This is a genomic window from Rhizobacter terrae, assembly GCF_003852895.1.
GTDB lineage: Bacteria > Pseudomonadota > Gammaproteobacteria > Burkholderiales > Burkholderiaceae_C > Albitalea > Albitalea terrae.
In genome coordinates, this window is the sequence record NZ_QUSW01000004.1 from 327,144 (window position 1) to 351,054 (window position 23,911).

18 protein-coding genes and 2 riboswitches are annotated in these 23,911 nt (G+C 67.8%); of the genes, 10 read left to right on the forward strand and 8 right to left on the reverse strand.

From position 1 onward, the window contains the following. Positions 1-37 precede the first annotated feature (37 nt). From DZC73_RS16330 to DZC73_RS16375, 10 genes are all read left to right on the forward strand, one after another. Positions 38-868 carry an SDR family oxidoreductase gene (locus DZC73_RS16330; protein WP_235835179.1) on the forward strand — a complete coding sequence of 277 codons (831 nt, stop codon included), beginning with the start codon at positions 38-40 and terminating at the stop codon, positions 866-868. Positions 869-896: 28 nt separating this feature from the next. Further along, positions 897-2,102, forward strand: coding sequence for an acyl-CoA dehydrogenase family protein (locus tag DZC73_RS16335; RefSeq protein ID WP_124541410.1), 1,206 nt, complete (start codon positions 897-899; stop codon positions 2,100-2,102). Between the two features lie 123 nt (positions 2,103-2,225). Beyond that, positions 2,226-3,926, forward strand: a complete 1,701-nt coding sequence (locus DZC73_RS16340; protein WP_124541411.1) for a long-chain-fatty-acid--CoA ligase — start codon at positions 2,226-2,228, stop codon at positions 3,924-3,926. 56 nt (positions 3,927-3,982) lie between these two features. Next, positions 3,983-4,843 (forward strand): IclR family transcriptional regulator, encoded by an 861-nt coding sequence (locus DZC73_RS16345; protein WP_124541412.1) that lies wholly within the window; start codon positions 3,983-3,985, stop codon positions 4,841-4,843. Positions 4,844-4,848: 5 nt separating this feature from the next. Then, the gene (locus DZC73_RS16350; RefSeq protein WP_124541413.1) at positions 4,849-5,739 is read left to right on the forward strand and encodes an acyltransferase family protein; all 891 of its coding nucleotides are present in this window, start codon (positions 4,849-4,851) and stop codon (positions 5,737-5,739) included. A 46-nt stretch (positions 5,740-5,785) separates the two neighbouring features. Continuing rightward, a riboswitch (TPP riboswitch) is annotated at positions 5,786-5,885 on the forward strand. A gap of 80 nt (positions 5,886-5,965) precedes the next feature. Beyond that, positions 5,966-7,843, forward strand: coding sequence for a phosphomethylpyrimidine synthase ThiC (gene thiC, locus DZC73_RS16355; RefSeq protein ID WP_124541414.1), 1,878 nt, complete (start codon positions 5,966-5,968; stop codon positions 7,841-7,843). Positions 7,844-7,846: 3 nt separating this feature from the next. Continuing rightward, the gene (locus tag DZC73_RS16360; RefSeq protein ID WP_124541415.1) at positions 7,847-8,950 is read left to right on the forward strand and encodes an FAD-dependent oxidoreductase; all 1,104 of its coding nucleotides are present in this window, start codon (positions 7,847-7,849) and stop codon (positions 8,948-8,950) included. An 8-nt stretch (positions 8,951-8,958) separates the two neighbouring features. Next, entirely contained in the window at positions 8,959-9,159 is a 201-nt protein-coding gene (gene thiS / locus DZC73_RS16365) for a sulfur carrier protein ThiS (RefSeq protein ID WP_124541416.1), read from the forward strand. 7 nt (positions 9,160-9,166) lie between these two features. After that, positions 9,167-9,979 carry a thiazole synthase gene (locus tag DZC73_RS16370; protein ID WP_124541417.1) on the forward strand — a complete coding sequence of 271 codons (813 nt, stop codon included), beginning with the start codon at positions 9,167-9,169 and terminating at the stop codon, positions 9,977-9,979. Position 9,980: 1 nt separating this feature from the next. After that, positions 9,981-11,528 (forward strand): bifunctional hydroxymethylpyrimidine kinase/phosphomethylpyrimidine kinase, encoded by a 1,548-nt coding sequence (locus DZC73_RS16375; RefSeq protein ID WP_124541418.1) that lies wholly within the window; start codon positions 9,981-9,983, stop codon positions 11,526-11,528. 84 nt (positions 11,529-11,612) lie between these two features. Here the strand turns inward: DZC73_RS16375 and DZC73_RS30005 are convergent, their stop codons facing one another. From DZC73_RS30005 to DZC73_RS16415, 8 genes are all read right to left on the reverse strand, one after another. Further along, the gene (locus tag DZC73_RS30005) at positions 11,613-12,821 is read right to left on the reverse strand and encodes a hypothetical protein (RefSeq protein ID WP_198414866.1); all 1,209 of its coding nucleotides are present in this window, start codon (positions 12,819-12,821) and stop codon (positions 11,613-11,615) included. 103 nt (positions 12,822-12,924) lie between these two features. Next, a riboswitch (cyclic di-GMP riboswitch) is annotated at positions 12,925-13,011 on the reverse strand. A gap of 174 nt (positions 13,012-13,185) precedes the next feature. Further along, entirely contained in the window at positions 13,186-14,022 is an 837-nt protein-coding gene (locus tag DZC73_RS16385) for a hypothetical protein (protein WP_216629188.1), read from the reverse strand. 195 nt (positions 14,023-14,217) lie between these two features. After that, positions 14,218-15,351 (reverse strand): ABC transporter substrate-binding protein, encoded by a 1,134-nt coding sequence (locus DZC73_RS16390; protein ID WP_124541420.1) that lies wholly within the window; start codon positions 15,349-15,351, stop codon positions 14,218-14,220. Between the two features lie 2 nt (positions 15,352-15,353). After that, a complete protein-coding gene (locus DZC73_RS16395; RefSeq protein WP_124541421.1) occupies positions 15,354-16,520 on the reverse strand; it encodes a serine hydrolase domain-containing protein in 1,167 nt (388 codons plus the stop codon). Continuing rightward, positions 16,517-18,871 (reverse strand): efflux RND transporter permease subunit, encoded by a 2,355-nt coding sequence (locus DZC73_RS16400; RefSeq protein ID WP_124541422.1) that lies wholly within the window; start codon positions 18,869-18,871, stop codon positions 16,517-16,519. Before DZC73_RS16400 ends, DZC73_RS16395 begins: the two co-directional genes overlap by 4 nt. Beyond that, the gene (locus DZC73_RS16405) at positions 18,868-19,974 is read right to left on the reverse strand and encodes a WD40/YVTN/BNR-like repeat-containing protein (protein ID WP_124541423.1); all 1,107 of its coding nucleotides are present in this window, start codon (positions 19,972-19,974) and stop codon (positions 18,868-18,870) included. The genes DZC73_RS16400 and DZC73_RS16405 overlap by 4 nt, the downstream gene beginning before the upstream one ends. A 7-nt stretch (positions 19,975-19,981) precedes the next feature. Then, positions 19,982-21,331, reverse strand: coding sequence for a DUF1329 domain-containing protein (locus DZC73_RS16410; protein WP_124541424.1), 1,350 nt, complete (start codon positions 21,329-21,331; stop codon positions 19,982-19,984). 19 nt (positions 21,332-21,350) lie between these two features. Continuing rightward, entirely contained in the window at positions 21,351-23,234 is a 1,884-nt protein-coding gene (locus DZC73_RS16415; RefSeq protein ID WP_161974615.1) for a DUF1302 domain-containing protein, read from the reverse strand. Positions 23,235-23,911: the final 677 nt, after the last annotated feature.

Genomic DNA, 23,911 nt, shown 5'->3' on the forward strand with positions numbered 1-23,911 from the left:
ACCACCGACCCTGGACCCCAAGGAGATTTCCGTGATCGTGCAACACCACCTGCCCCGCGACCTGTTCAAGGGCAAGACCGTCTTCGTGACCGGCGGCGGCAGCGGCATCAACCTCGGCGTGGCATCGAACTTCGCTGCGCTGGGTGCCCACATCGCCATCTGCGGCCGCACGCAGGACAAGCTCGACCAGGCCGCCATCGGCCTGCGCGAACTCAACGCCCATGCGGGCGCCAAGGTGCTTCCCGTCGCCGCCGACGTGCGGGACCCGGCGGCCGTGAACGCCGCCATCGCGCGCACGCAAGACGAGATCGGCCTCATCGACACGCTGGTCGCGGGTGCCGCCGGCAACTTCCTGTGCCCGGCCGAAGAGCTGACGCCCAACGGCTTCAAGACCGTCATCGACATCGACCTGCTCGGCTCCTTCCATGCCTCGCGCGCCGCCTTCGAGCACCTGCGCGAGAAGCGCGGCAGCCTCATCTTCATCTCCGCGCCGCAGGCCTTCGTGCCGCAGGCGTTCCAGTTGCACGTGGGGGCCGCCAAGGCCGGCGTGGACCAGCTCATGCGCAACCTGGCCGTGGAATGGGGCAGGTACGGCATCCGCGCCAACAGCATCGTGCCCGGACCCATCCTCGGCACGGAAGGATTGAAGCGCCTGTCCTCGCCCGAGGTGGACGAGCAGGCCCGCGAGGCTGTGCCGCTGCGCCGCTACGGCACGGTCGACGACATCGGCCAGGCCGCCGTCTTCCTCGCTTCGCCGCTGGCGGGCTACGTCACCGGCACGGTGCTGCTGGTGGATGGCGGCTCCTCGCTGGTGGGCTCGGCCCTGTGGAACCAGACCGTGGAAACACTGCCGCGCGGCAAGCGCTGACCCCTGCACACGACCTCCGGAGCCATTGATGAATTTCGACTACTCACCCAAGACCCAGGACCTCATCGCACGCGTCACCGCGTTCATGGACGAACACGTCTATCCGAACGAGGCACGGCATGCGCGCGAAGTGGCCGAGGGCAACCGCTGGGCGCCCATCCCGTTGATGGAGGAGCTCAAGGAGAAGGCACGCGCACAGGGCCTGTGGAACCTGTTCCTGCCGCATTCCGACGTGGGCGGCGGGCTCACCAACCTCGAATACGCGCCGGTGTGCGAGGTGATGGGCCGCGTGCTGTGGGCCTCCGAAGCGTTCAACTGTTCGGCGCCCGATACCGGCAACATGGAAGTGCTGGAGCGTTACGGCACGCCGGAGCAGAAAGCGCGATGGCTCAGGCCGCTGCTGGACGGGAAGATCCGCTCCTGCTTCGCGATGACCGAGCCGGGCGTGGCTTCCAGCGATGCGACGAACATCGAATGCGCCATCGTGCGCGACGGCGACGAGTACGTCATCAACGGCCGCAAGTGGTGGTCTTCGGGCGCGGTGGACGAGCGCTGCGCGGTGTTCATCCTCATGGGCAAGACCGATCCCGCGAACCCGGACCGCCACAGGCAGCAGTCGATGATCATCGTGCCGCGCGACACGCCGGGGGTGAAGATCCTGCGCGCGCTCAAGGTGTTCGGCTACGACGATGCGCCACACGGCCACGCGGAGATTGCGTTCGAGAACGTGCGCGTGCCGGCCGCCAACCTGCTGCTGGGCGAAGGCCGCGGTTTCGAGATCGCGCAGGGGCGGCTCGGGCCCGGACGCATCCACCATTGCATGCGCACCATCGGCATGGCCGAGCGGGCGCTGGAGCTGATGTGCCGCCGCTCGCTGTCGCGCGTGGCCTTCGGCAAGAAGCTCGCCGAGCAGACGGTGACGATGGAGCGCATCGCCGAGTCGCGCATCCTCATCGACCAGGCGCGGCTGCTGGTGCTGCGTGCGGCGCACATGATGGACACCGTGGGCAACAAGGCGGCGGCCAAGGAGATCGGGATGATCAAGGTGGCCGCACCCACCATGGCGTGCAAGGTGATCGACTGGGCCATCCAGGCGCACGGGGCGGCCGGCGTGTCCGATGACTTTCCGCTGGCCTACGACTACGCCCAGGTGCGCACGCTTCGCTTCGCCGACGGGCCCGACGAGGTGCACCGCAACCAGATTGCGAAGCTGGAACTGGCGCGGTATCGCTGAAGCCAACGCTGAAGATCGTTCTCAGGGTTCTCACCAGCGGCGCGTTGACACCTTGGCGACGCACCGCCGCGCGGTGCGCTCCTAGCATCAGGTTCATCCCCCGCGACAAGAGGAGACAATCGCATGACCGCTCATCCGTGGACCCAGTCCTACCCCGACGGCCTGCGCTGGGACGTGGACCTGCCGGTCCGCCCGGTGCACGACATCATCGATGCGTCCGCCGCGCAGTGGCCTGATCTTCCCGCCCTCGACTTCATGGGCCGCAAGATCAGCTACGCCGAACTGAAGACGCTGACCGACCGCGCGGCCAAGGGTTTCCAGAAGCTGGGCGTGAAGCCCGGCGTCCATGTGGGCCTGTACCTGCCCAACACGCCGCACTACGTCATCGCCTTCTTCGGTGTGCTCAAGGCCGGCGGCGTGGTGGTGAACTATTCGCCGCTGGACGCCGAGAAGGTGCTGGAGCACAAGGTGGAAGACAGCGAGACCGACCTCATGGTCACGCTGGACCTGCAGGCCATGACACCGCAGATGCTGCGCCTTCTGGACAAGACAAGGCTGAAGAATCTCGTCGTCGGCAACGTCGCAGAGATGAGCGCCGCGCCCGGCCCCATCCACGAGAAGATGAAGCAGGCAGGGCAGGTCGCCACGCTGCCGGACAACACGCGCATCGTCTCCTTCGCCGCGCTGCTCGACAACGACACCGGCTACACGCGCCACGACATCGGCGACCCGCGCGAGGCCCTGGCCGTGCTGCAGTACACCGGAGGCACCACGGGCCAGCCCAAGGGCGCGATGCTCACGCACGGCAACCTCACCACCGCCTGCAGCCAGATCTGGGTGCTCACGCAAGGCGACCCGAAGGTGCTGGAACTCGGCAAGGAAAAGCTGCTGGTGGTGCTGCCGCTCTTTCACATCTATGCGCTCACCGCCGACATGCTGTTCGGCCTGCAGATCGGCGCGGAGCTGGTCATTCACCTGCGCTTCGAGCTGGAGGCCGCCATGCGCGACCTGTCGGACAAGCGCATCACCTGCTTCCCTGGCGTGCCCACGATGTTCACGGCCGTCATCTCGCATCCGGACATCGCGAAGTTCGACCTCAAGGCGCTGCGCCACTGCAACTCGGGCGGCGCCCCCTTGCCGCTGGAGGTGCAGCAACGCTTCCAGTCGCTCACCGGGTGCTCGCTCAACGAGGGCTGGGGCATGACGGAGACCTCGCCCACCGGCACCTTCACGCCGACCTTCGGAAAGCGCAAGCCCGGTTCCTGCGGCCTGCCCGTGCCGCAATCGGTCATCAAGATGGTGGACGTGAACGACCCGTCGCGCGAGGTGCCGCTGGGCGAGCGCGGCGAGATGTGCATCAAGGGCCCGAACGTGATGAAGGGCTACTGGAAAAACCCGGATGCGACGCGCGCCTCGATGACGCCCGACGGCTTCTTCCGCACGGGCGACGTGGCCATCATGGACGAGGACGGCTTCGTCTTCATCGTCGACCGCACCAAGGACATGATCCTGTGCGGCGGCTACAACGTGTACCCACGCAACATCGAGGAGGCGATCTATGCGCATCCGTCGGTGGCCGAGGTGAGCGTGATCGGCATCGCCGACGAATACCGCGGGCAGAGCCCCAAGGCCTTCATCAAGCTCAAGGATGGCGCCGCGCCGTTCACGCTGGATGCGTTGAAGGCCTTCCTTGCCGACAAGCTGGGCAAGCACGAGATGGTGCAGGCGATGGACATCCGTGCGGAGCTGCCCAAGACGCCGGTGGGCAAGCTGTCGAAGAAGGAGTTGTACGCGGAGGAGGCGGCCAAGCACACTTCCTCGTAGGGTTGCCCATTTGTGGAATACATTTCCGAATATCGGAACCACAGATTCGGGCCGCCATGACCACCGACCCTCGCCCTGCCAAAGTCAAGAAGACCCGCCTCGCCGGCGAGACCGCCCACACCTCGCACGTGGTGACCGAGATCGACGACGACGATCCGGATTTCGTCAGCGCCATCGGCCGCGGCTTCGCCCTGCTGCGCTGCTTCAAGCACAACACCAAGGTGCTGGGCAACAAGGAACTCGCCGAGCTGACCGGCCTGCCCAAGTCCACAGTGGCCCGACTGACCTACACCCTCACCAAGCTCGGCTACCTGGAGTTCCTGCCGACCACCGAGAAGTATTCGCTGGGCATGGGCGCCCTCACCCTGGGCCAGACCTACCTCGCCGGCCTGGACGTGCGCGAGGTGGCACACCCATTGATGCAGGCGCTGGCCAACGAAGTCGGGGCCACCGTCACCCTGGGTGCGCACCACGGCCAGGACATGGTGTTCCTGGACATCGCCCACGGCAACCAGGTCTTCATGATGCGCGTGGCGGTGGGCCAGCGCGTGCCGCACAACATGACGGCGCTGGGGCGCTCGTACATCGCGGCCTTGTCCGAAGAAGAACGGGAAGCCTTCAGCCGCGACTACAAGAAGCGCGTGAAGCCTGGCGACTGGCCGCAGGTGGAAGCCGTGACCCAGCAGGCGATCAAGGACTACGAGAAATACGGCTTCTGTTTCTCGCTGGGTGACTGGCGCGAGGACGTGTATGCCTGCGGCACGCCGATGATCTCCAACGACCGCTCGAAGATCCTCGCATTCAGCTGCAGCGGGCCGATCCACGAGATGACGCGCAAGCGCCTGATCGGGGAAGTGGGGCCGCGGCTGATGGCCTTGAGAGACCGCGTGCACGCGACCTTGGGCGGCGTCTTCTGAATCGCATGGGCGCCGTGTCGCCACGCCGGCAGGACATCGAACTGCTGCGCGTGCTCAGCGCGTTCGGCATCGTCTGGTTCCACTCGCGGGCGTTCGGCGGCGCGGTGGCCTACAGCGGCCTCATCGCCTTCCTGATCCTCTCCATCACCCTGGGCGGGAAGTCCGGCAGGCCGGATGTTGAAACCTTCACGCGACGGGTTGAGCGGCTGCTGGTTCCCTGGGCGTTCTGGTTCGCCATCTACGGTGCGTGGAACGTTTGGCAGGGGCAGGCCATCGTTCCTCTCGAACACGGCGTGGCCGCAGGGATCATGGCCGGACCGAGCATCCATCTGTGGTACCTGCCCTTCGTGTTCCTGGTGCTGATCGCCCTGGATTTCATCAAGGCGCACATTCCAGCCCGCGCATTGGCCCTTGCGGCCGGGGCCCTGGCATTGGTGAACCTGGCCACGGCGCCATGGTGGCGCCCCATCACCCTCACCTGGCACTACCCGCTTCTTCAATGGGCGGACGCTGCCGGCCCGGTGCTGGTCGGGGTCTTCCTGCTTTGCGCGGGCACCATGCCCGCATGGCAAAGAAATGCCATCTCCGCGCTGCTTGTCATGAGCGCCATCGTCGTTGCGGGCTTCAATTCGATCGGCGTGTCGGATGCCATCGGCATCGCCGCCTGCCTGCTCATCAGCTGGCGAGTGCTCGACGGGCGCATCCCTGTGCGGGTCGAGGCCTTGTCCGAGGCGACCTTCGGGATTTATCTCTGCCACATCCTCGTCCACCGGATGCTGCTGATGTACGGCAACGTGCCGGGCGAATGGCTGCCGCCGGCGATCTTTCTCGTCAGCGCGGCATTCGTGATGACGCTTCGGAAGCTGTTCCCGCGATTTGCGCGGGTCTGGTCCTGACCCGCACGCCAGTCATTGACTGCCTCAAGGAAGATGCCCGACAATCCGCCCCGCTCCGGGGTGCACATGTCGTGCTGAGATGGTGAATCCGAACCCGTGAACTTGAACCGGCTAGTACCGGCGTAAGAAGAGCTGTCAGACCCTTCCTGGCTGTCGTGCCCCTCGCGGGAACAGGCAGCCCGTGCGGGGCGACCTTCGGAGCACCCCACGACTCGAAGGATCGCCCATGAACGCACCCGACAAGCTGCCCTCCATCGCCTCCGAAGCGCTCGCACTCGCGCGGGAGCCGTTCCCTGCCTCGCGCAAGGTCTACGCCGAGGCGGCGCGCCCCGACCTCCCCTCGCCGCTGCGCGTGCCCATGCGCGAGGTGAGCCTCACCAACGGCGAGGTCGTGTCGGTGTACGACACCTCGGGGCCGTACAGTGATCCGCACGCGAAGATCGACGTGCGCCAGGGCCTGCCGGACGTGCGCAGTGGATGGATCACCGCTCGCGGCGACACCGACACCTACGAGGGCCGCAGCCGCACGCTGGTGGACGACGGCGCCACCCACGCCGATCGCGACGGCGAGCGCATCGACCAGTTGCGTGCCGAAGCTGCCGCCCTGCAGCGCACGCCGCGCCGCGCCAAGTCCGGCGGCAACGTCTCGCAGATGCACTACGCACGCCGCGGCATCGTCACGCCGGAGATGGAGTTCGTCGCCATCCGCGAGAACGGCAAGCGCGAGTGGATGCGTGAGTACCTGGCCGATGCCGAGCGTGAGCAGCGCCTGAAGGGCAACGCCATGGGCGCGCGCATCCCCGAACTCATCACCCCCGAGTTCGTGCGCGACGAGGTGGCCCGCGGCCGCGCCATCATCCCCGCCAACATCAACCACACCGAGCTGGAGCCGATGGCCATCGGGCGCAACTTCCTCGTGAAGATCAACGCCAACATCGGCAACTCGGCGGTCACCTCCAGCATCGAGGAAGAGGTGGAGAAGCTGGTGTGGGCGATCCGCTGGGGCGCGGACAACGTGATGGACCTGTCCACCGGCAAGAACATCCACACCACGCGCGACTGGATCGTGCGCAACTCCCCCGTGCCCATTGGCACGGTGCCCATCTACCAGGCCCTGGAGAAGGTGGGCGGCATCGCCGAGGACCTCACCTGGGAGATCTTCCGCGACACGCTCATCGAGCAGGCGGAACAGGGCGTGGACTACTTCACCATCCACGCCGGCCTGCGGCTGCCGTTCATCCACCTCACGGCCAACCGGCGCACGGGCATCGTGTCGCGCGGCGGCTCGATCATGGCCAAGTGGTGCATTGCGCATCACCAGGAAAGCTTCCTCTACACCCACTTCGAGGACATCTGCGACATCATGAAGGCGTACGACGTGAGCTTCTCGCTGGGCGACGGGCTGCGCCCGGGCAGCGGCGCGGACGCGAACGACGAAGCGCAGTTCGCCGAGCTGCGCACGCTGGGCGAGCTCACGCAGATCGCCTGGAAGCACGACGTGCAGACGATGATCGAAGGCCCGGGCCACGTGCCGATGCACCTCATCCAGGCCAACATAGACGAGCAGCTCAAGCACTGCCACGAAGCGCCCTTCTACACCCTGGGCCCGCTGACCATCGACATCGCCCCGGGCTACGACCACATCGCCAGCGCCATCGGCGCGGCGATGATCGGCTGGATGGGCACCGCCATGCTGTGCTACGTCACGCCCAAGGAGCACCTGGGCCTGCCCGACCGCGAAGACGTGAAGCAAGGAATCATCGCGTACAAGATCGCCGCGCATGCCGCCGACATCGCCAAGGGCCACCCGGGCTCGCGCGCCCGTGACGATGCGCTCTCCAAGGCACGCTTCGAGTTCCGCTGGCACGACCAGTTCAACCTCTCGCTGGACCCGGACACCGCGCGCGACTTCCATGATGAGACGCTGCCCAAGGATTCGAGCAAGGTCGCGCACTTCTGCTCCATGTGCGGACCCAAGTTCTGCTCGATGAAGATCACGCAGGAGGTGCGCGACTTCGCCGCTGCGCAGGAAGGCATGGCGGCCAAGTCGGCGGAGTTCAAGGCGGCCGGCGGCGAGATCTACATTCCCATCGCCAAGGGCTGAGCGATGGACGCTCGTCTTCACATCGGCATCGCCGGCGCGGGGCTGCTGGGCCGGTTGCTGGCCTGGCGGCTCGTGCGGCTGGGGCATGCGGTCAGCGTGTTCGATGCCGCGCCCGAGCCCGGTCCGCGCTACGGCAAGCGGCAGGCGGCGGCCTTCAGCGCCGCGGGCATGCTCAGCCCGCTGGCGGAGTTCGAGAACGCCGGCGCATCGGTGGCGCATTGGGGCATCCGTTCGCTCGGCATGTGGGAAGCCATGGCCACGCAGCTCAGCGGCGCGCCCTTCCACCAGCGGCGCGGCAGCCTGTTGCTCGCACACGCCGGCGACCTGGGCACCGCCGTTCGAATGCTCTCGCGGCTGAAGAACGCGCCGTCGCAGCTGCAGGCACCGCAGATGCTGGAGCGCGCGCAACTCGCGCGCATTGAGCCGGCGCTGCACGGCATCGCCCACGCCTGGCTGCTGCCCGACGAAGGCCAGCTCGACCCGCCGCAGATGATGGCCTCGCTGCACGCCGACGCGAGCGCGGCCGGCGTGCTGTGGCGCTGGAACCAGCCCGTCACCCAGGTCGCCCCACATGCCATCGCCACCGCCGACGGCAGCATGCATCGCTTCGACATCGCCTTCGACGTTCGCGGCGTCGGTGCCAAGACGGACTCGTCCGACGCGATGCCTGTGCGCGGCGTTCGCGGCGAGACGGTGTGGCTGCATGCCCCCGAGCACGGCCTCACGCGGCCGGTGCGGCTGCTGCATCCGCGGCACCGCGTGTACCTGGTGCCGCGGCCGGGCGACATCGTGGTGGTGGGCGCCACCGAGATCGAGAGCGAGGACCGTTCGCCCGTCTCGCTGCGCAGCGCGGTGGAGCTCATGGCCGCGGCGCACAGCATCATGCCGGCGTTGGCCGAAGCCCGCATCCTGCGCATGGACAGCAACCTGCGCCCGGCCCTGCCCGACAACGAGCCGCGCATCGAGCACCAGGATGGCCGCGTTCGCATCAACGGCCTGTTCCGGCATGGCTGGCTCATCGCGCCCGCGGTGGTGCAGGACGCCTTGGCGGCCTGCGGCCTGGTGCACCAGCCGCAGCTGCATCAACTGGCGGAGGCGGTGCTGTGAACGAGGGCGTGGACATCCTGCTTGACGGCCAGCCGCGCCGCGTGGACGCAGGCATCAGCCTGCAATCGCTCATGGATGAACTGGGCCTGGCGCCCACCGACGCCGCCACCGCCATCAACGGCGAGTTCGTGGCGCGCGGATCTCGCGCAGACCGCTTGCTGCAAGGCGGCGATTCGGTGATGCTCTTTCGCGCAATCGTCGGTGGATAGGACGAACATGCACAACCCTTTACACACGGACCCCTGGAAGGTCGGCTCGGTGGAGCTCGCCAGCCGCTTCCTGCTGGGCACCGCCGGCTACCCGTCGCCGCAGCACCTGCGTGATGCCATCGAGGCCGCGGGGACCCAGGTGGTTACCGTCGGCCTGAAGCGCAGCCTGGGCGCGGCCGGCGACAACGGCTTCATTGCGATGATCCTCACCGCTTTACGCGAGCAAGGCGCCCGGCTGCTGCCCAACACCGCCGGCTGCCGCCAAGCGCGCGAGGCGGTGCAGCTGGCCCACATGGCCCGCGAGCTATACGACACCGAATGGATCAAGCTCGAAGTGGTGGGCGACGAGCACACCCTGCAGCCCGACCCGTTCGAGCTGGTCGACGCCGCCACGCAGCTCGTGCGCGAGGGCTTCACCGTGCTGCCCTACTGCACGGACGACCTGGTGACCTGCCGCCGCCTGCTGGACGCCGGCTGCCCGGTGCTCATGCCCTGGGCCGCGCCCATCGGCTCGGGCCAGGGCATCATCAACCCGCAAGCCCTGCGCACGCTGCGCGAGCGGCTGCCGGATGCGACGCTCATCATCGACGCCGGCATCGGCGCGCCCTCGCATGCGGCGCTCGCGATGGAGATGGGGTTCGATGCCGTGCTGCTCAACTCGGCGGTGTCGCAGTCGGGCGATCCGGTGCTCATGGCCCGCGCCTTCCGGCAAGCCATCGAGTCCGGCCGCGCGGCGCGCCTGGCGGGCGTGATGGCCAGGCAGGACTTCGCCGTGCCGAGCACGCCCGTCACCGGCCAACCCTTCGTGCTGGGTGCCTGAGATGAGCGACAGGCCGCCGGTCATCTGGAGCATCGCCGGCACCGACAGCGGCGGCGGCGCCGGCCTGGCGGCGGACCAGCGCATGGCCGATGCCTTCGGCGTGCACCTGGGCAGCGTGGTCGCGGCCATCACGGCGCAGAACTCGCAGCGCATCACGCACATCGCGCCGGTGGGCAGCCAGCGGCTGGACGTGCAGCTCGCCGCCCTGGAAGAAGACATGCCGCCGGCCGTGGTGAAGACCGGGCTGCTGGGCACGGTGGAACACATCGAGCGCGTCGCGGCCTGGATCGACCGGCTTCGCTCGCGCGCCCCCGTGGCGCTGGTGGTGGACCCGGTGCTGGCGGCCAGCACGGGCGCCTCCTTTGCCACCGGCGATTCACTGCGCGCCTACCGCGAGCTGCTGCTGCCGCGCACCACGGTGCTCACGCCGAACCGCTCGGAAGCAGCACGCCTGCTGGGCGAGGAGGCCGAGGTGCCGGTGATGGCGCAACGCCTGCAGGCGATGGGCGTGCCCACCGTGTGCATCAAGGGTGGAGACAACGCCGACGACAGCGGCTTGTCGCTGGACTGGCTGTCCAGCCCCAACGCCGACGGCTGGCTGGCCAGCGAGCGCATCGCCACGCCGCACAACCACGGCACGGGTTGCAGCTTCGCCACCGCGGTGGCATCGGCCATGGCGCTGGGTTTCGTGAGCGCCGACGCGGCAGTGCTGGCCAAGATGGCGACCACGCATGCGCTCGTGCACGGGTACGCGGCCGGTGCGGGTGCCGGGCCGGTGCGCGCGAGGCCGGGCTTTGCATCGCTGCCCGAGCGGCTGCCGCGCATGTCGTGGTCGGCATCGCCGATGTTCATGCCGCGCAAGCCAGCGCCACCGCGGCGGGCACTGGGCCTCTACGCCATCGTCGACAGCGCGGACCGCTTGGCCGCCGTGCTGGATGCCGGCGTGCGCACCGTGCAGCTGCGCATCAAGACCCCGGCAGATGCGAACGACGCCTGGCACGAGGGCCTGCGTGAGCAGATCGGACGCAGCATCGCCGCCTGCCGCGCGGTGGATGCCGAACTGTTCGTCAACGACCACTGGCAGCTCGCACTGCAACTGGGCGCGCGCGGGCTGCACCTGGGGCAGGAAGACCTCGCCGCGCTCACCGACCACGAACGCCACGAGCTGACGCATGGCGGCATCGCGCTGGGCATCAGCTCGCACAGCCTGTGGGAGCTTTGCCGCGCGGCGACGATGAATCCGCGCTACGTCGCCTGCGGGCCGGTGTGGCCCACGCTCACCAAGGCGATGCCGTGGCGGCCTCAAGGCACGCACAACCTCGGGTGGTGGTGCGACATGTCGCCGGCGCCCGTGGTGGCCATCGGCGGCATCCTCGACACGAGCCTGGCGCACGAGGCCGCGCGCTGCGGCGCGGATGGCGTGTGCATCGTGCGCGGCATCGGCGAGGACGCAGCCCACACCGTGCCGGCCTTCGAGGCCGCGATCGAATCGGGAAAGAGAATGCCGCGCATCGCGCGGCATTCGGAGCTCCCGCATCCCAGCCTCTGACGAGGCCTGCGCCCGGCGAGTGTTTTTCAGGCGCGGGGATGCGAGACGAACATCGTCGGGCCGGCCGTGCCGGCCCGGGTGGCGTCAGTGCTTGCCGTCGCCACCTCCCACCGCGCCCTTCATGGCGTTCACGAAGGCGGCATCGTTCAGGAAGCTGTTCCACTTGGTCATCAGCTCGTTGAACGCAGCCTGGGTGACGATCTTGGCGTTGACGGCCTGGGTGATGGCGGCATTGAGCCGCACCAGTTCGTCATACCGCGCATAGCCCTTGCCCTTGAGCTGGGTCACGCCGTAGTTGCTGTAGCCGAAGGCGGTGTAGAGCTGGTTCCACTGGGCCGAGCCCGGGGCGTACTTCACCTCGGTCACCACCGGCGGCTTGGGCGTTTCCGGGGCCTTGGGCGCAGATGCGGGGGCGGGAGCCGGCGTGGTCGTCTTCGGGGGTTCCGGAGCCTTCGGCGCAGGGGCCGGGGCCGGAGCAGGCTTGGGCGGCTCGACGGGCTTCGGTGCGGGTGCGGGTGCGGGTGCGGGGGCCGGCGCAGGCGCCGGAGCAGGCGCGGCCTTCGGAGGCTCGACCGGCTTGGTCGGCTCGACAGGCTTCGGAGCGGGCGCAGGGGCCGGTGCGGGCGCAGGTGCCGTGGTCTTTGCCGGCTCAGAGGCCTTGGGCGCGGGTGCCGGCGTGGGGGCCGGCGGGGTGGTGGTCTTGGGCGGCTCGGCCGTCTTGGGCGGCTCGGCCGGCTTCGGAGCGGGAGCCGGTGCGGGGGCAGGCGCGGGAGCCGGAGCAGGAGCCGGCGCGGTCACGCCGCCGCAACTGCCCGTCACGTTCACGCGGATCCATCCGGTGCTGGGCTTGTCGCCTTCCGCATTGATCACGATGCGGATGTTGTTCATGCCCGCGAACAGGTACGGCTGCGTCCACACCGTCTTGAGCTTGCCGGCCTCGAGGTCGAGCTTGGTGTTCTGGGCGATGAGCGTGTCGTTGGAGTACAGCCGGTTGGTGGTGTTGAGCGCTGCGGTGGACGACTGCTCGTCGTACTTCACGTTGAATGCGCAGCGGCCGCTGCCGGAGCTGATCGCATCACCGCCCGACATGGTCAGCGTCGCGATGCCGCTGGTGCTGGTCGTCACCGTGCCCTGCGTGATGACCGTGTTGCCATCGGCCTTGACGAAGCGGAAGCTGCCGGTCACCTGAGGGCCGCCGGCCACGGTGGTGACGGGCGGCTTGGAGACCTCCACGGCATGGGCGGATGCGGCTGCGGCCAGCGCGGTGAGGGCGAACAGAACTTTGGATTTCATCTTGCGTCCTTCAGATGAAGCCCTTGCGGAGCTTCGGTTTCATGGGGTTGAAGCAAGCGGAAACCGTGGGACGCTACATGTGCAGAACGCGTCCGTTCTGCTCTTGCGCAACCCCGCTATCTTCTGCGTCGCCGCAGGAAGACCGGAGGCTTTGCGTCCCCGCCTTTCGACGGGTTTGCCAACGTGCAAGCGAAGGATAAAAGCGCTCGCATTACTTTTGGTAGCAGATTGGGACGAGCGGTTGCAACTCATCGCCGAGCGGCGACGACACCGATGCGTGGCGCATCAGATGCAAACTAGCTCACACATCGGTTGTCAGAAGAAGGTCAGGCATCGTCGGATGCCTGCATGCGGGGCGAATCGGCTAAGCCTGGACGCACATCTGCGCGGCTTCGAGCACCACCGCCAGGCGCTGCTCCGGGCTTTGCACGAGCAGCTGGTCGGCCGGCCCGTTGACGAAGGCCACGCCGCGCAACACCTCCAGCGGCGTGAGCTCGCCGAGGATCTGCAAGGGCGTGGTGAAGAAGGCATGGATCTCTTCGCCCGCACGCTCGGCGAACACCCGCAGCACCGCATTCAGCGCCCGGCCCTGGATGCCGTTCTCCAGCTGGTATTCGGGATACTCGCGCCCGCGCTGCCGGTTGGGCCGCAGGATGGAAAAGAGCTTGCCTTCCTTCTCGCGAATGCGCACCGTCTGGTCGCTGAGGTTGCCCAGGCGGATGCCCACGTCGCGTGCATTGAGCATGCGCAGCGAAGCGGCCGTGGCATTCGCGAATGCAGGCGCCGAGCGGATCTGCTCGGCGATGCGCTTCTCGATCAGCGCGTTGAGGGCGTCCATGCCCGAGGGCACCAGCCCCACGCCGTCGGAGGCCGCGCGCTGCGGGTCGTGCGTGCCGTGGCCCTGCCCCTGCAGGTTCACGCGGCGCACCAGGTGCAAGGCGATCATCTCGTCGGCGATCATTTCCGACTGCAGCGCGGTGATGGTGGCCCGGTCGCAGCGCAGGCACATGCGCACCACGCGGCCACGGCTGGTCCGCGGTCCGGCATCGGCCTCGCAGCGGCGGACCTCGCCGCCGGCGGACAGCACCATGCGGCGGTACCTGTCGATGGACGACAAGGTGAAGCGCTCATCGACTTCCCGGGCAAAGGACCATTCGAGGTCGAACTCCAGTTTCTCGACGGGCGCAGGATGCTGGGGCATGAGCGACGGCAAAGGTGACATGGCAACTCGCAGGATGGACCTGCCAGCCCAAAGGCCCGCCCGGTCCGGTATCGACAACTGTCACGCCACTGGCTGACAAGCCGCTGAACCGCAACCCGCCTCGCTGCCTGCGCGTGACACCTGCCCGAACATACGGAGCCCGCGCGAACTGAGATACAGGGAAAATTACCTCAATCAGCGCCGCACCCGGCCACCCTGCCCGATCACGGTGAGATCCACGAAGCGCGAACCATTGTGGTCACCGGGGGAATAGTTCACGCGGAACCCGCCCAGGTCGTGGTTGCGCATGGACTCCAGCACCTGCACCAGCTTGTCGCGCGTGAGGTCGCGGCCCAGGCGGCGCAGAGCATCCACCATCAGCTTGGCGGTCACGTAGCCCTCCAGCCCGCTGTAGGAGTAGGCACTGGCGTCGGCCTGCGGCAACAGCCTCTGGTATTCCCGTACCACCGGTACGGTGTCGTTCCACGGATAGGGCATCACCTGCGACAGGCCGATGCCCCGGGCATCCTCGCCCATCAGGGAGATGAGCTGGTCGACGCCCACGGTGGAAACGGCCAGGTAGCGCGGACGCTGCCCCGCCGCCCGCATGAGCTTCATGAACTCCGCAGCGGGCTTGTAGGGCGCGACCATCACCACCGCTTGCGGTTCGGCCCGGGCGATGGCCTCGGCCGCGGCGGCCATGTCCAGCGAACCGCGCTCCACCGCCATCGCGGCGACAGGCGCCAGGCCGCTCTGCTTCAAGCCATGGACCACGCCTTCCAGCCCCGATTTGCCGAAGCTGTCGTTCTGATAGAGCACGGCCACGCGGGTGATGCCGATGGTGAGCATCTGCCGCACGATGGCCGTGGTCTCGTCCGCATAGCCGGCTCGCACCGCGAAGGTGTAGCGGTTGGCCGGCCGGCGCAAGGCCTCGGCGCCGCTCACGCCGCCGATCATGGGCACCCGGGCCTGGCTGTAGACCTGCGAGGCGGAGGCCACCGACTCGTCGCCGCAATAGCCCACGAGCGCGAAGACCTGGTGGTCGCCGATGAGCTGTCGCGTGTTGGCAGCGGCCCGGTCGGGCGTGTAGCCGTCGTCCAGCGCGACGAGCCTGAGCTGGCGGCCCTGCACGCCGCCCGCGGCATTGACCTGCTCGAAGTAGGCGCTGATGGCTTCCTTCATCTCCAGGCCAATCGCGCCGTTGGGGCCATGGAACGGCGCCGACATGCCCAGGGTGATGCTGGTGTCGGTGATGCCGGGGTCCGCCGCCCTGGCGACACTGACGATGAAGGCGCTGGCCGCCAGCAGCACCACGCGCAGTGCCCGCATGCTCACGCCACCAGCGCCGCGACGACCATGTCGGACACGCGCTGCATGCGGTCCACGTTGCGCAGCTCGCAGGTGATGAGGCCGGTGGTGAGGAAGACGCAGCTGAGGTCGCGCTGCGGATCGACCCAGAAGATCGTCGAGCCCGCGCCCATGCCGCCGAAGCTGCGCGGGCTGGTCAGCGTGCCGAGGAAGTTGGGCGTGACCGTGTCGCCGCGCAGGTAGAAGCCCAGGCCGAGGTAGGCGGGCACCGGCTTCCATCCGCGAGGCCCGGACGCGAAGGACCAGGTCTCGTTGGGCAGGGTGCCGGTGTGGTTGCGGGTGGCGAGGTCCACCATGGCCGGCGAGAGGATGCACGCGGCGTCCAGTGCACCGCCTGCGCGCAGCATGTTGGCGAAACGGCTCAGGTCGGCGGCGGTGGTCACGCAGCCCAGCGCGGGAATCTCCGCTTCGGCAGTGACCATCGCGCCGAACATCTCGTACTCCTCGGCGAAAGACAGGCCGGGCTGCCGGTCGCGCGCCACCACCGGGCACAGGCGCGCGGCGAGATCGGGCCGCGTGCCCAGCGCGCTGTCCTTCATGCCCAGCGGCGTGAACAGGTCCTGCGCGAGCACGTCGCGATACGCCCGCTTGCCGCCTTCCACGCGGCGCAGCACCTCGGCCAGGATGGCCGTGCCGATGATTCCCGAATACCACACGCGCTCGCCCGGCACGCTCTCCACGGCGCTCATGCAGGCTGCTGCGACGACGGCGTCCAGGCTGCCCAATTGCATCGGGTCCATGGCCGGCAGCTTCAGCGTCAGCCCCGCCGTGTGGGTGAGCACCTGCAGCAGCGTGATGTTCTCCTTGCCGCGGTTGGCGAACTCGGGAATGACATCCGCCACGCGCTGCGTCAACGCCAGTTCACCGCGCTCGATGCGCTGGAGGATCAGCGTGTGCGTGAACTGCTTGGCGATGGAGAAGGTGCAGAACACGTCGTCCGCCTTCATGCGCCGCCCGCTGTCGCGATGGGCCCAGCCGAACGATTCCGTGAGCACCGGCTTGCCGCCGCGGTGGATGGCCAGCACTGCGCCGTCGAAGCGCTGTGAATCGATGTCGCGCCGGATGCTCGCGCCCAGGTGGCCGAGGCGGTCGGCATCGAAGCCTTGGGATGCTGCGTGGTCGAGGTTCATGCGAATGCCTCCTGGTTGGAAGGTTGAGCCTGGGGCACCGGCCGCACGATCAGCGCGGCCAGGGCGGGAATCATCACGATGGCGCCGACCATGTTCCACAGGAACATGAACGTCAGCAGCAAGCCCATGTCGGCGTGGAACTTGATGGCGGAGAAGATCCAGGTGGACACGCCCAGCGCCAGCGTCACGCCGGTGAGCGCCACGGCCACGCCGGTGGAGGTGAGCGTGCGGAAATACGCCTCCTTCAGCGGCAGGCCCTGCCGCAGGAAATGCTCAAGCCGGTTGACGATGTAGATGCCGTAGTCCACGCCGATGCCCACGCCCAGCGCGATCACCGGCAGCGTGCCCACCTTCACGCCCAGGCCGAGCAGCGCCATGAGCGCCTCGCACAGCACCGAGGTGATGGCCAGCGGCACCATGATGCACAGCGCCATGCGCCAGGACTTGAACTCCCACCACACCAGCAGCGCGACGATGCCGTATACCAGCAGCAGCATCAGGCGCTCGGCCTGCTTCACGACGATGTTGGTGGCCGCCTCCACGCCGGAGTTGCCCGCGGCCAGGATGAACTTCACGCCATCATCGTTGTGTTTGGCCGCGAAGGCCTCGGCGGCAGCGACCACGCCGGCCAGGGTGTCGGCCTTGTGGTCCTTGAGGAAGAGAAGAACCGGCAGCATCGAGCATTCGCTGTTGTGCAGCACGCCGGGCAAGGCCTTGTAGACCGAGTTGGAGATGTAGCGGTCGCGGCTGATGGCATTCCACTTCAGGTCGCCGCTGTAGGTGGCGGCGATCATGGCCTTCATGCCGGTGAAGAGCGAGACGCTGGACTCCACGCCCGGCACGTTCTCCATCTCCCACTGGAAGCGGTCCACCGCGGCGGCCACCGGGTAGGCGCCGCATTCGCCGACGGGGGTGGTGACCATCACGACGAACACGTCGGCACTGGTGGAGTAGTGCGAGGTCATGAAGGCGACGTCGCGGTTGTAGCGGGACTCCCGGCGCAGCTCCGGTGCGCCGGGGTCGAGGTCGCCGATCTTCAGGTCGCGCGCCAGCAGCAGGCCGATGCCCAGCAGCACGAGCGCAGCCAGCGCCGCCAGTTTCGCCTTGCCCGGCTCCGCGACGCCGGAGATCGCGTGGGCCACCACCTGCCGGCTTTGCGCCTTGCGTTCCTGATGGCGCAGGCACGCCTGCGACACGCCCGCATACGACATCAGCACCGGCAGCAGGAACATCTTGGTGAAGATGATGACCGCCACGCCCACGCTGGCACTGACGGCCAGTTCCTGGATGGCGCCGATGCGGATCACCAGCAGCGTGGAGAAGCCCACCGCGTCGCACAGCAAGGCGATGGTGCCGGCCACGAAGAGCGTGCGGAACGTGGCCTTGGCCGCATCGAGCGTGGAGCGCCCGAGCCAGCGCTCGGTGGCCATGGTGTTGATGTTCTGCACCGCATGGCTCACGCCGATGGCGAATGTGAGGAAGGGCACGAGGATGGCGTAGGGGTCCAGCCCGAAGCCCAGCAGCCGCACGATGCCCAGTTGCCACACCACGGCCAGGCTGCAGCACAGCAGCGTGATCAAGGTGCTGCGCCAGCAGCGCGAGTAGGCCAGCAGCAGCGCGAGCGTCATCGCGAAGGTGATGCCGAAGAACATCGCGATGCTCGATGCCCCGTCGATCAGGTCGCCCACGATCTTGGCCATGCCGGTCACGTGGATCCTGACGTGCTCGTTCTCGTACTTGGCGCGCACCAGCGCTTCGAGCTTGCGCGAGAAGGCGCCGTAGTCGAGCTTCTCGCCGCTGTCCGGGTCGCGCTCGAACAAGGGCGCGACGATGACCGACGACCGGCCGTCGTTCGCGACGATGCTGCCGATGGCGCCCGAACGCAGCACGTTGGTCTTGAGCTGTTCCAGCTTGCCGGGCGAGCCGTCGAAATCCTTGGCGATGACCGGGCCGCTCTGGAAGCCCTCCTCCGTCACCTCCACCCAGTCCATGTTGGGCGTCCACAGTGACTTCAGGTTGCCGCGGTCCACGCCGGGGATGTAGAACACCTCGTCGGTGATCTTCTTGAGCGTGTCGAGGTATTCGCGGCTGTAGATGTCGCCGTCAGTCGTCTCCACGGCAATGCGCACCACGTTGCCCAGCGGACGCAGCTCGTTCTCGTAGTGCAGGTAGTTGGCGATGTACGGATGGCTGGCCGGCACCATCTTCGCGAGGCTTGCATCCGGCCGCAGCAGCGAGGCCTGCCAAGCCAGCAGCGCCGACACCGCCAGGAAGAACAAGAGCACCGGCACGCGGTGCGCGAAGAGCTGTCGCTCGAAGAAGGCCTCGATGCGGTCGGTGGTGCGGCTCATGGTTTGATGGCGCCGGATGCGGCGTCGAAGAAGATGGTCTTCACGCCACCCAGGCCGGCAATGGCGATGCCGCCGGGCACGAGGGTGACGGCGACGGCGGGGAACGGTGTTCCACCCACGGCGCGCAAGTGCCGGCCGTGGTCACTGCCCAGCAGCAGCCGGCCGTCCTGGCTCAGAAACGCCGGCTCGCCGTTGGGCAGAACGATGCCGGCGGTGAGGTTCTTGGCCGTGCCCGAGGCGATGGCCTCCCAGGCCTTGCCGCCTGCGGCCAGGCGGAACACATTGCCCTTGAAGCCGAAGGCGATGATGTCTTCGCCGCCGGCTTCGTTGCGCACGCCCAGGGCGCCGTAGAGCTGGCCCTTGTAGCCGGTGTTCGAGGTCTCCCAGGTTGCGCCGCCGTCGGTGCTGCGGTAGACGCGGCCCGCTTCACCGGCCATGAGCAGGGCGCCGGAGGCCGTGGGCATCAATGAATTGAAGTGATAGCCATCGGGGTTGTCGACGCGCCCGGACCACAGGGCCCAATGGGCGCCTGCGTCTTCGGTGTGCAGCAGCAGGCCATAGGAACCCGCGGCGAAGCCTTCACGCTCGTTCCTGAACCACACCGCGAGCAAGGGCCGCGAAGGACCGAACTTGGCAGCGGCCTTGGCGTCCTCCAGCGCATGCGCTGCCTGCTTGATCGCGTTGGCGTCGTTGGCGGCATTCGCCTGCTTTTCACGCTCGGTGGCGGCCGCGAGCAACATGGTGTTGGTCATGTTGCCGTCGAGCTGCTTCACCCAGGTCAGTCCGCCATCGGCGCTGTGCAGGATGACGCCGTCATGCCCCACCGCCCAGCCGTGCTGCGCCGTCGGAAAGTGGACGCCCGTGAGCGTGGACGACAGCGGCAGGACCGATTGCGTCCAGCTCGCGCCGCGGTCATCGGAACCGACCACGATGCCTCGTTCGCCGACCGCCACCAGCCGCGCACCGGCAGCGCTCACCCCGAGCAGCACCGACGATGCCGCACGCGGCGACATCAACGCCGGCGTCGTGAGCTGGTCCAGTCCCGCCCACGCCGCCGGCGCGAACGCCAGCGCCGCACAGCAACACCACTGCATCCACCGCATGCCGGCCTCAGTTCGCCATCCGGCGCAGGTTGTCGGTGCTGAAGAAGGCCAGGTCGGGCTTCAGGCCGAACTTGATGGGCTTCTCCTGGTTGGACACGCCCACCACGACGTAGCGGCGCGCCTGCAGGTCGTACACCACGTCGCCGGTGTTGAAGAGCACCGGGGCGTCGTAGAACTGCATCAGGTGCTCCTCGTGGATGCGCCAGAGTTCGCCGCGGCCGTCGTACTGGTCGGCATGGGCCAGGTGCCAGGAGTCCTCGTCGAAGTAGAAGGTGCGCTTGGCGTAGGCGTGGCGCATGCCCTGCTTGAGCGTGGCCTCCACCACCCACACGCGGTGCAGCTCGTAGCGCACGAGGTCCGGGTTGAGGTTGGTGGGCCGCACGAGGTCGGTGTACTTCAGCGACTTCGAATTCAGCCGGTAGTTGTTGTAGGAGATGAGCATTTCCTTCTTGCCCACCAGCTTCCAGTCGTAGCGGTCGGTGGGGCCGAAGAAGCCGTCGTAGTCGTCGGTGGTGCGCAGGCCGTCACTGCCCTGCCCCGGCGTGTCGCAGCACAGGTCAGGTGCGCGCAGCACGCGGCGCTGGCCGGCGTTGTAGACCCAGATGAGGTTGGGCTCCTTGGTCTGGTCCTGCGGCGAGTGCAGCATGTCCAGCTCGCCCGCCTGGCTGGACGGCCCCGTCACATGGAAGAGCGCGTACAGCATGCGGTTGTTCTCGGGCTTGTCGAGCACGGCCGACTGCAGCGTGTACTCGGAGCGCGTGAGCGGCGTGAAGGAACCGCTGGCCTGCACCGGGAACTCCGCGCTGTAGCGCACGAAGCTGCCGCCGCGGTAGCGCATCATGTGGTTCCACATCACCTCCACGCCCTGCTTCGGGATCGGGAAGGGCACGGTGGACTTCGCCACGCCGGACACGCCGGTGCCGCCGCCGGTGATGACGGCCTTCACGCCTTCGGCCTTCACCGCGTCGTAGATGGACTGCGGGTAGGCCGCGGTGCGGTGGGTCGGGTAGACGTTGAGCTTGTAGCCGGGGTAGCGCTTCATCAGCTCCATCTGCCCCGGCGCGAGCACGTCCTTGTACTGCGCCATGTTGGCCGCGGAGATGGTGTAGAGCGGCTTCTCGCCGGCGAAGGGGTCGGCGTAGCCCTTGGAGAGGTCGGCCCCGGCCGGTGCCTTGTTGAGGCCGCCGTCCCATGCGGGGATGCTGCCCGCCTTGTTGCCGGCCCGCTCTGCGCCGATGGGCGTGAGGTCCTTGCCCAGGCGGGCGGCCTCGTCGTCAGTCATCGCGGCGCCTGCGTGGCCCATGGCGGCCCAGGCGGCCATCGCCACCAGCGAGCGGATCGTGTGTCGTGCATTCATGCGTTGTCTCCTGGTCTTCTCAGAAGTTGATGCCCACGACCAGCGAGAAGAAGTCGCGGTCGTGCTGGAAGTCGTACTTGGCGCCGTGGTTGAAGCGGTTGTAGGAGAGGTCCACGTAGGCCTTGTTGTTGTATTCAGCGCGGACGCCGGGGGCCACCGACCAGCGGCCCTGCGAGAACACGCCGTCGGCGGAGTAGCCGTGCACGTCGTGCGAGAAGAACACGCGCGGCTTGAGGTTCACGCCGGTCATCACGTTGGAGTAGCTCCATTCGAGGAAGACGCGGTAGCCCCATGAGTTGGCGGTGGCGTAGCCATCGTTCTCGCAGTAGTCGGGATTGGCCTGCGTGGGGCACACGCCCGGCGCGAGCGGGCCGGGGCCGTACACGCCGTGGCGGCCATAGCGCACGGAGGTGGCCGGGTCGCCGATGCCGCCCCAGTGCTGGAAGCCCACCTCGGCGAGGAAGCTCAGGGTGTCGGCACCCATCACGTGGGGGAAGGCCTTGAGCGTGGACAGCTGCACCTGCGTCTTGCTCTTGCGGTCATAGCCGATGAGCTGTTCATTGGCCGCGCCGGTGAGTCGGCTGGCCAGCGGACCGGCGCCGAAGAAGGCGTTCACGGCATCGGGTCCGTTCACGCTGACCGGGAAGTCCTTGGTGTGGCTGGCCTCGCCGAAGAACGACCAGTTGGCGAGCACCGTGGAGGCGCTCACGCCGAAGACCTTGATGTTCTCGCCGCTGTAGTCGAAACGCGCGGAGAGGCCGGGCAGCGGGATGGCCGGTGCGAAGGAGCCGTTCCACACCGACAGCGGATCGTTCGTGGGCGTGCGCTGGATGGTGAAGGCCGGCGTGTTCTGGTGGTAGTTGACGAAGTAGGCGCCGAACTCGGTGTCCAGCGGCTTGGAGAAGAACTTGGTGGACAGGCCGAACTGCCCGCCGTCGCGCGGCTTGCGGTCGGCCAGCAGGCTCAGGCGGCCGTTGAGCGGCGCTGGAAACGGCGCGCCGTAGCCGTTCCAGCCCAAGGCGTCAGGGCCGCCCAGCGGATCAAAGGCCACATACTTCTGGCCGGAGTCGTCGCCCTTGGTGCAGTTGATGATGTCGCCGAAGCTGAAGTAGGTGCCGCAGCCGTCGAGCACGGTCTTGGTCCACTTGAGCTCGTAGAACGCATCGATGCTCAGGCCATCGGCGATGCCGAGGCTGGCCGAGATCTGCGGGATGGGCAGAAGGATTTCCTTGACCTGCGCGCCAGGGCGGCGCGCGGCCGGCACGTCGACCGCGCCGTACTGGTTGATGCCGCCCGAGATGAATGTGCTCTCGCCCCAGTTCACCACGTGGTTGCCCAGTTTCAGGTTCAGCGGCGTGCCGGCCTCGCCGAGTTTCCAGTTGCCGAAGACGTAGGCATCCTGCACGGCAGCGCCCGAGAACTTGGAGAGGCTGTCGAAGCCGCTGTCGTCGAGCTTGGCATCAGCGGCGTAGTTGTTCGCGGCGCTGCCATGCGGCACCGACTTGTTCTTGGCCTGCAGGTCATACCAGGCCTTGGCGCGAATGAAGAGGCCGAGCGTCTCGCCCTTGAGTTGCAGGTCGCCGACGAGCTTGGCGGTGGTGGAGAACACCTTGCCTTTGCCGTAGTTGAGTTCGCCATCGTCAGCACCCGCGTTGCCGGTGCCGCCGTTGTTGGCGCCGATGAGCGCCGGATCGGGGCTGGTCGCACGCCAGTTGGTGCCGAGTGCGGCGGAGAGGGTCCAGATGCCCTCCACGCCGTTGTCCATGGTGAAGGTGCCCGCACTCACCGGCAGCGCCAGGCCGGCCGCCATGGCGGCGCAGGCGGTGCGGCAGGCCCGGGCCACGGTCGTGGCGCGCGGCCGGTGGCTGCCGGACGGGTTGTTCCTGTTGTCCACTGATCGCATCGAGAGTCTCCTTGTGAGCGTCGTGTGTGCCGTGGCGCCGAGTGATGCGCCCTTCCTCGTTCTTGCGGCCCTCGCTGTGCTGTTTGCCGCTTGTTCCATTTACCGGAACTTGATTCCGTTTTTCTGAAGAGACGATACGAGGCGGCTTGAGGGCTGTCAAGCGATCTGGCGTCGGGGTTTTCCGAGGTGCGGTTGTTTATTCCGTTATGCGGATTCTTGCGCGGTGGGTGGGATGGGCAAAGGCGTGGGTGGGCTGGCTGGGGCGCGCGGCGGAAGCGGTCGGCCTGCGGCCGACTTCGCTGCGGTGCTCGGGCTTGTGGTCCGGCGCAGAACTCACTCCGCGCCCCTGCGGTGCGCTGCGTTCAAACAACCGCGCCGAGCTAGAAGACGAAGCGCGCTGCGCGCGCGACCACAAGCCCTGCGCTCCTCGCCGCTTCCTGATGCGCGCCCCAGCCAGCCCACCCACGCCTTTGCTGTTGCGGCTTCGGGTTTTCTCGTCGAGCACACCCATCGGTTGTTGAGCGGCAGGCGGCATGGGCCAGGGGCTGCGGCTGTGGCGGCGAGCAGCGCAGCGAAGTCGGCGCTCCGCGCCGACCGCCACAGCCGCAGCCCCTGGCCCATGCCGCCTGCCGCGGATCAACCAAACAGAGGCGAAAACCAAAAAAGAAGGGCGCCCA

Coding starts and splice junctions, on each gene's coding strand:
- DZC73_RS16335 (WP_124541410.1), top strand. CDS start 897: ATGAATTTCGACTACTCACCCAAGACCCAGGACCTCATCGCACGCGTC.
- DZC73_RS16340 (WP_124541411.1), top strand. CDS start 2,226: ATGACCGCTCATCCGTGGACCCAGTCCTACCCCGACGGCCTGCGCTGG.
- DZC73_RS16345 (WP_124541412.1), top strand. CDS start 3,983: ATGACCACCGACCCTCGCCCTGCCAAAGTCAAGAAGACCCGCCTCGCC.
- DZC73_RS16350 (WP_124541413.1), top strand. CDS start 4,849: ATGGGCGCCGTGTCGCCACGCCGGCAGGACATCGAACTGCTGCGCGTG.
- thiC (WP_124541414.1), top strand. CDS start 5,966: ATGAACGCACCCGACAAGCTGCCCTCCATCGCCTCCGAAGCGCTCGCA.
- DZC73_RS16360 (WP_124541415.1), top strand. CDS start 7,847: ATGGACGCTCGTCTTCACATCGGCATCGCCGGCGCGGGGCTGCTGGGC.
- DZC73_RS16370 (WP_124541417.1), top strand. CDS start 9,167: ATGCACAACCCTTTACACACGGACCCCTGGAAGGTCGGCTCGGTGGAG.
- DZC73_RS16375 (WP_124541418.1), top strand. CDS start 9,981: ATGAGCGACAGGCCGCCGGTCATCTGGAGCATCGCCGGCACCGACAGC.
- DZC73_RS30005 (WP_198414866.1), bottom strand. CDS start 12,821: ATGAAATCCAAAGTTCTGTTCGCCCTCACCGCGCTGGCCGCAGCCGCA.
- DZC73_RS16385 (WP_216629188.1), bottom strand. CDS start 14,022: ATGCCCCAGCATCCTGCGCCCGTCGAGAAACTGGAGTTCGACCTCGAA.
- DZC73_RS16390 (WP_124541420.1), bottom strand. CDS start 15,351: ATGCGGGCACTGCGCGTGGTGCTGCTGGCGGCCAGCGCCTTCATCGTC.
- DZC73_RS16395 (WP_124541421.1), bottom strand. CDS start 16,520: ATGAACCTCGACCACGCAGCATCCCAAGGCTTCGATGCCGACCGCCTC.
- DZC73_RS16400 (WP_124541422.1), bottom strand. CDS start 18,871: ATGAGCCGCACCACCGACCGCATCGAGGCCTTCTTCGAGCGACAGCTC.
- DZC73_RS16405 (WP_124541423.1), bottom strand. CDS start 19,974: ATGCGGTGGATGCAGTGGTGTTGCTGTGCGGCGCTGGCGTTCGCGCCG.
- DZC73_RS16410 (WP_124541424.1), bottom strand. CDS start 21,331: ATGAATGCACGACACACGATCCGCTCGCTGGTGGCGATGGCCGCCTGG.
- DZC73_RS16415 (WP_161974615.1), bottom strand. CDS start 23,234: ATGCGATCAGTGGACAACAGGAACAACCCGTCCGGCAGCCACCGGCCG.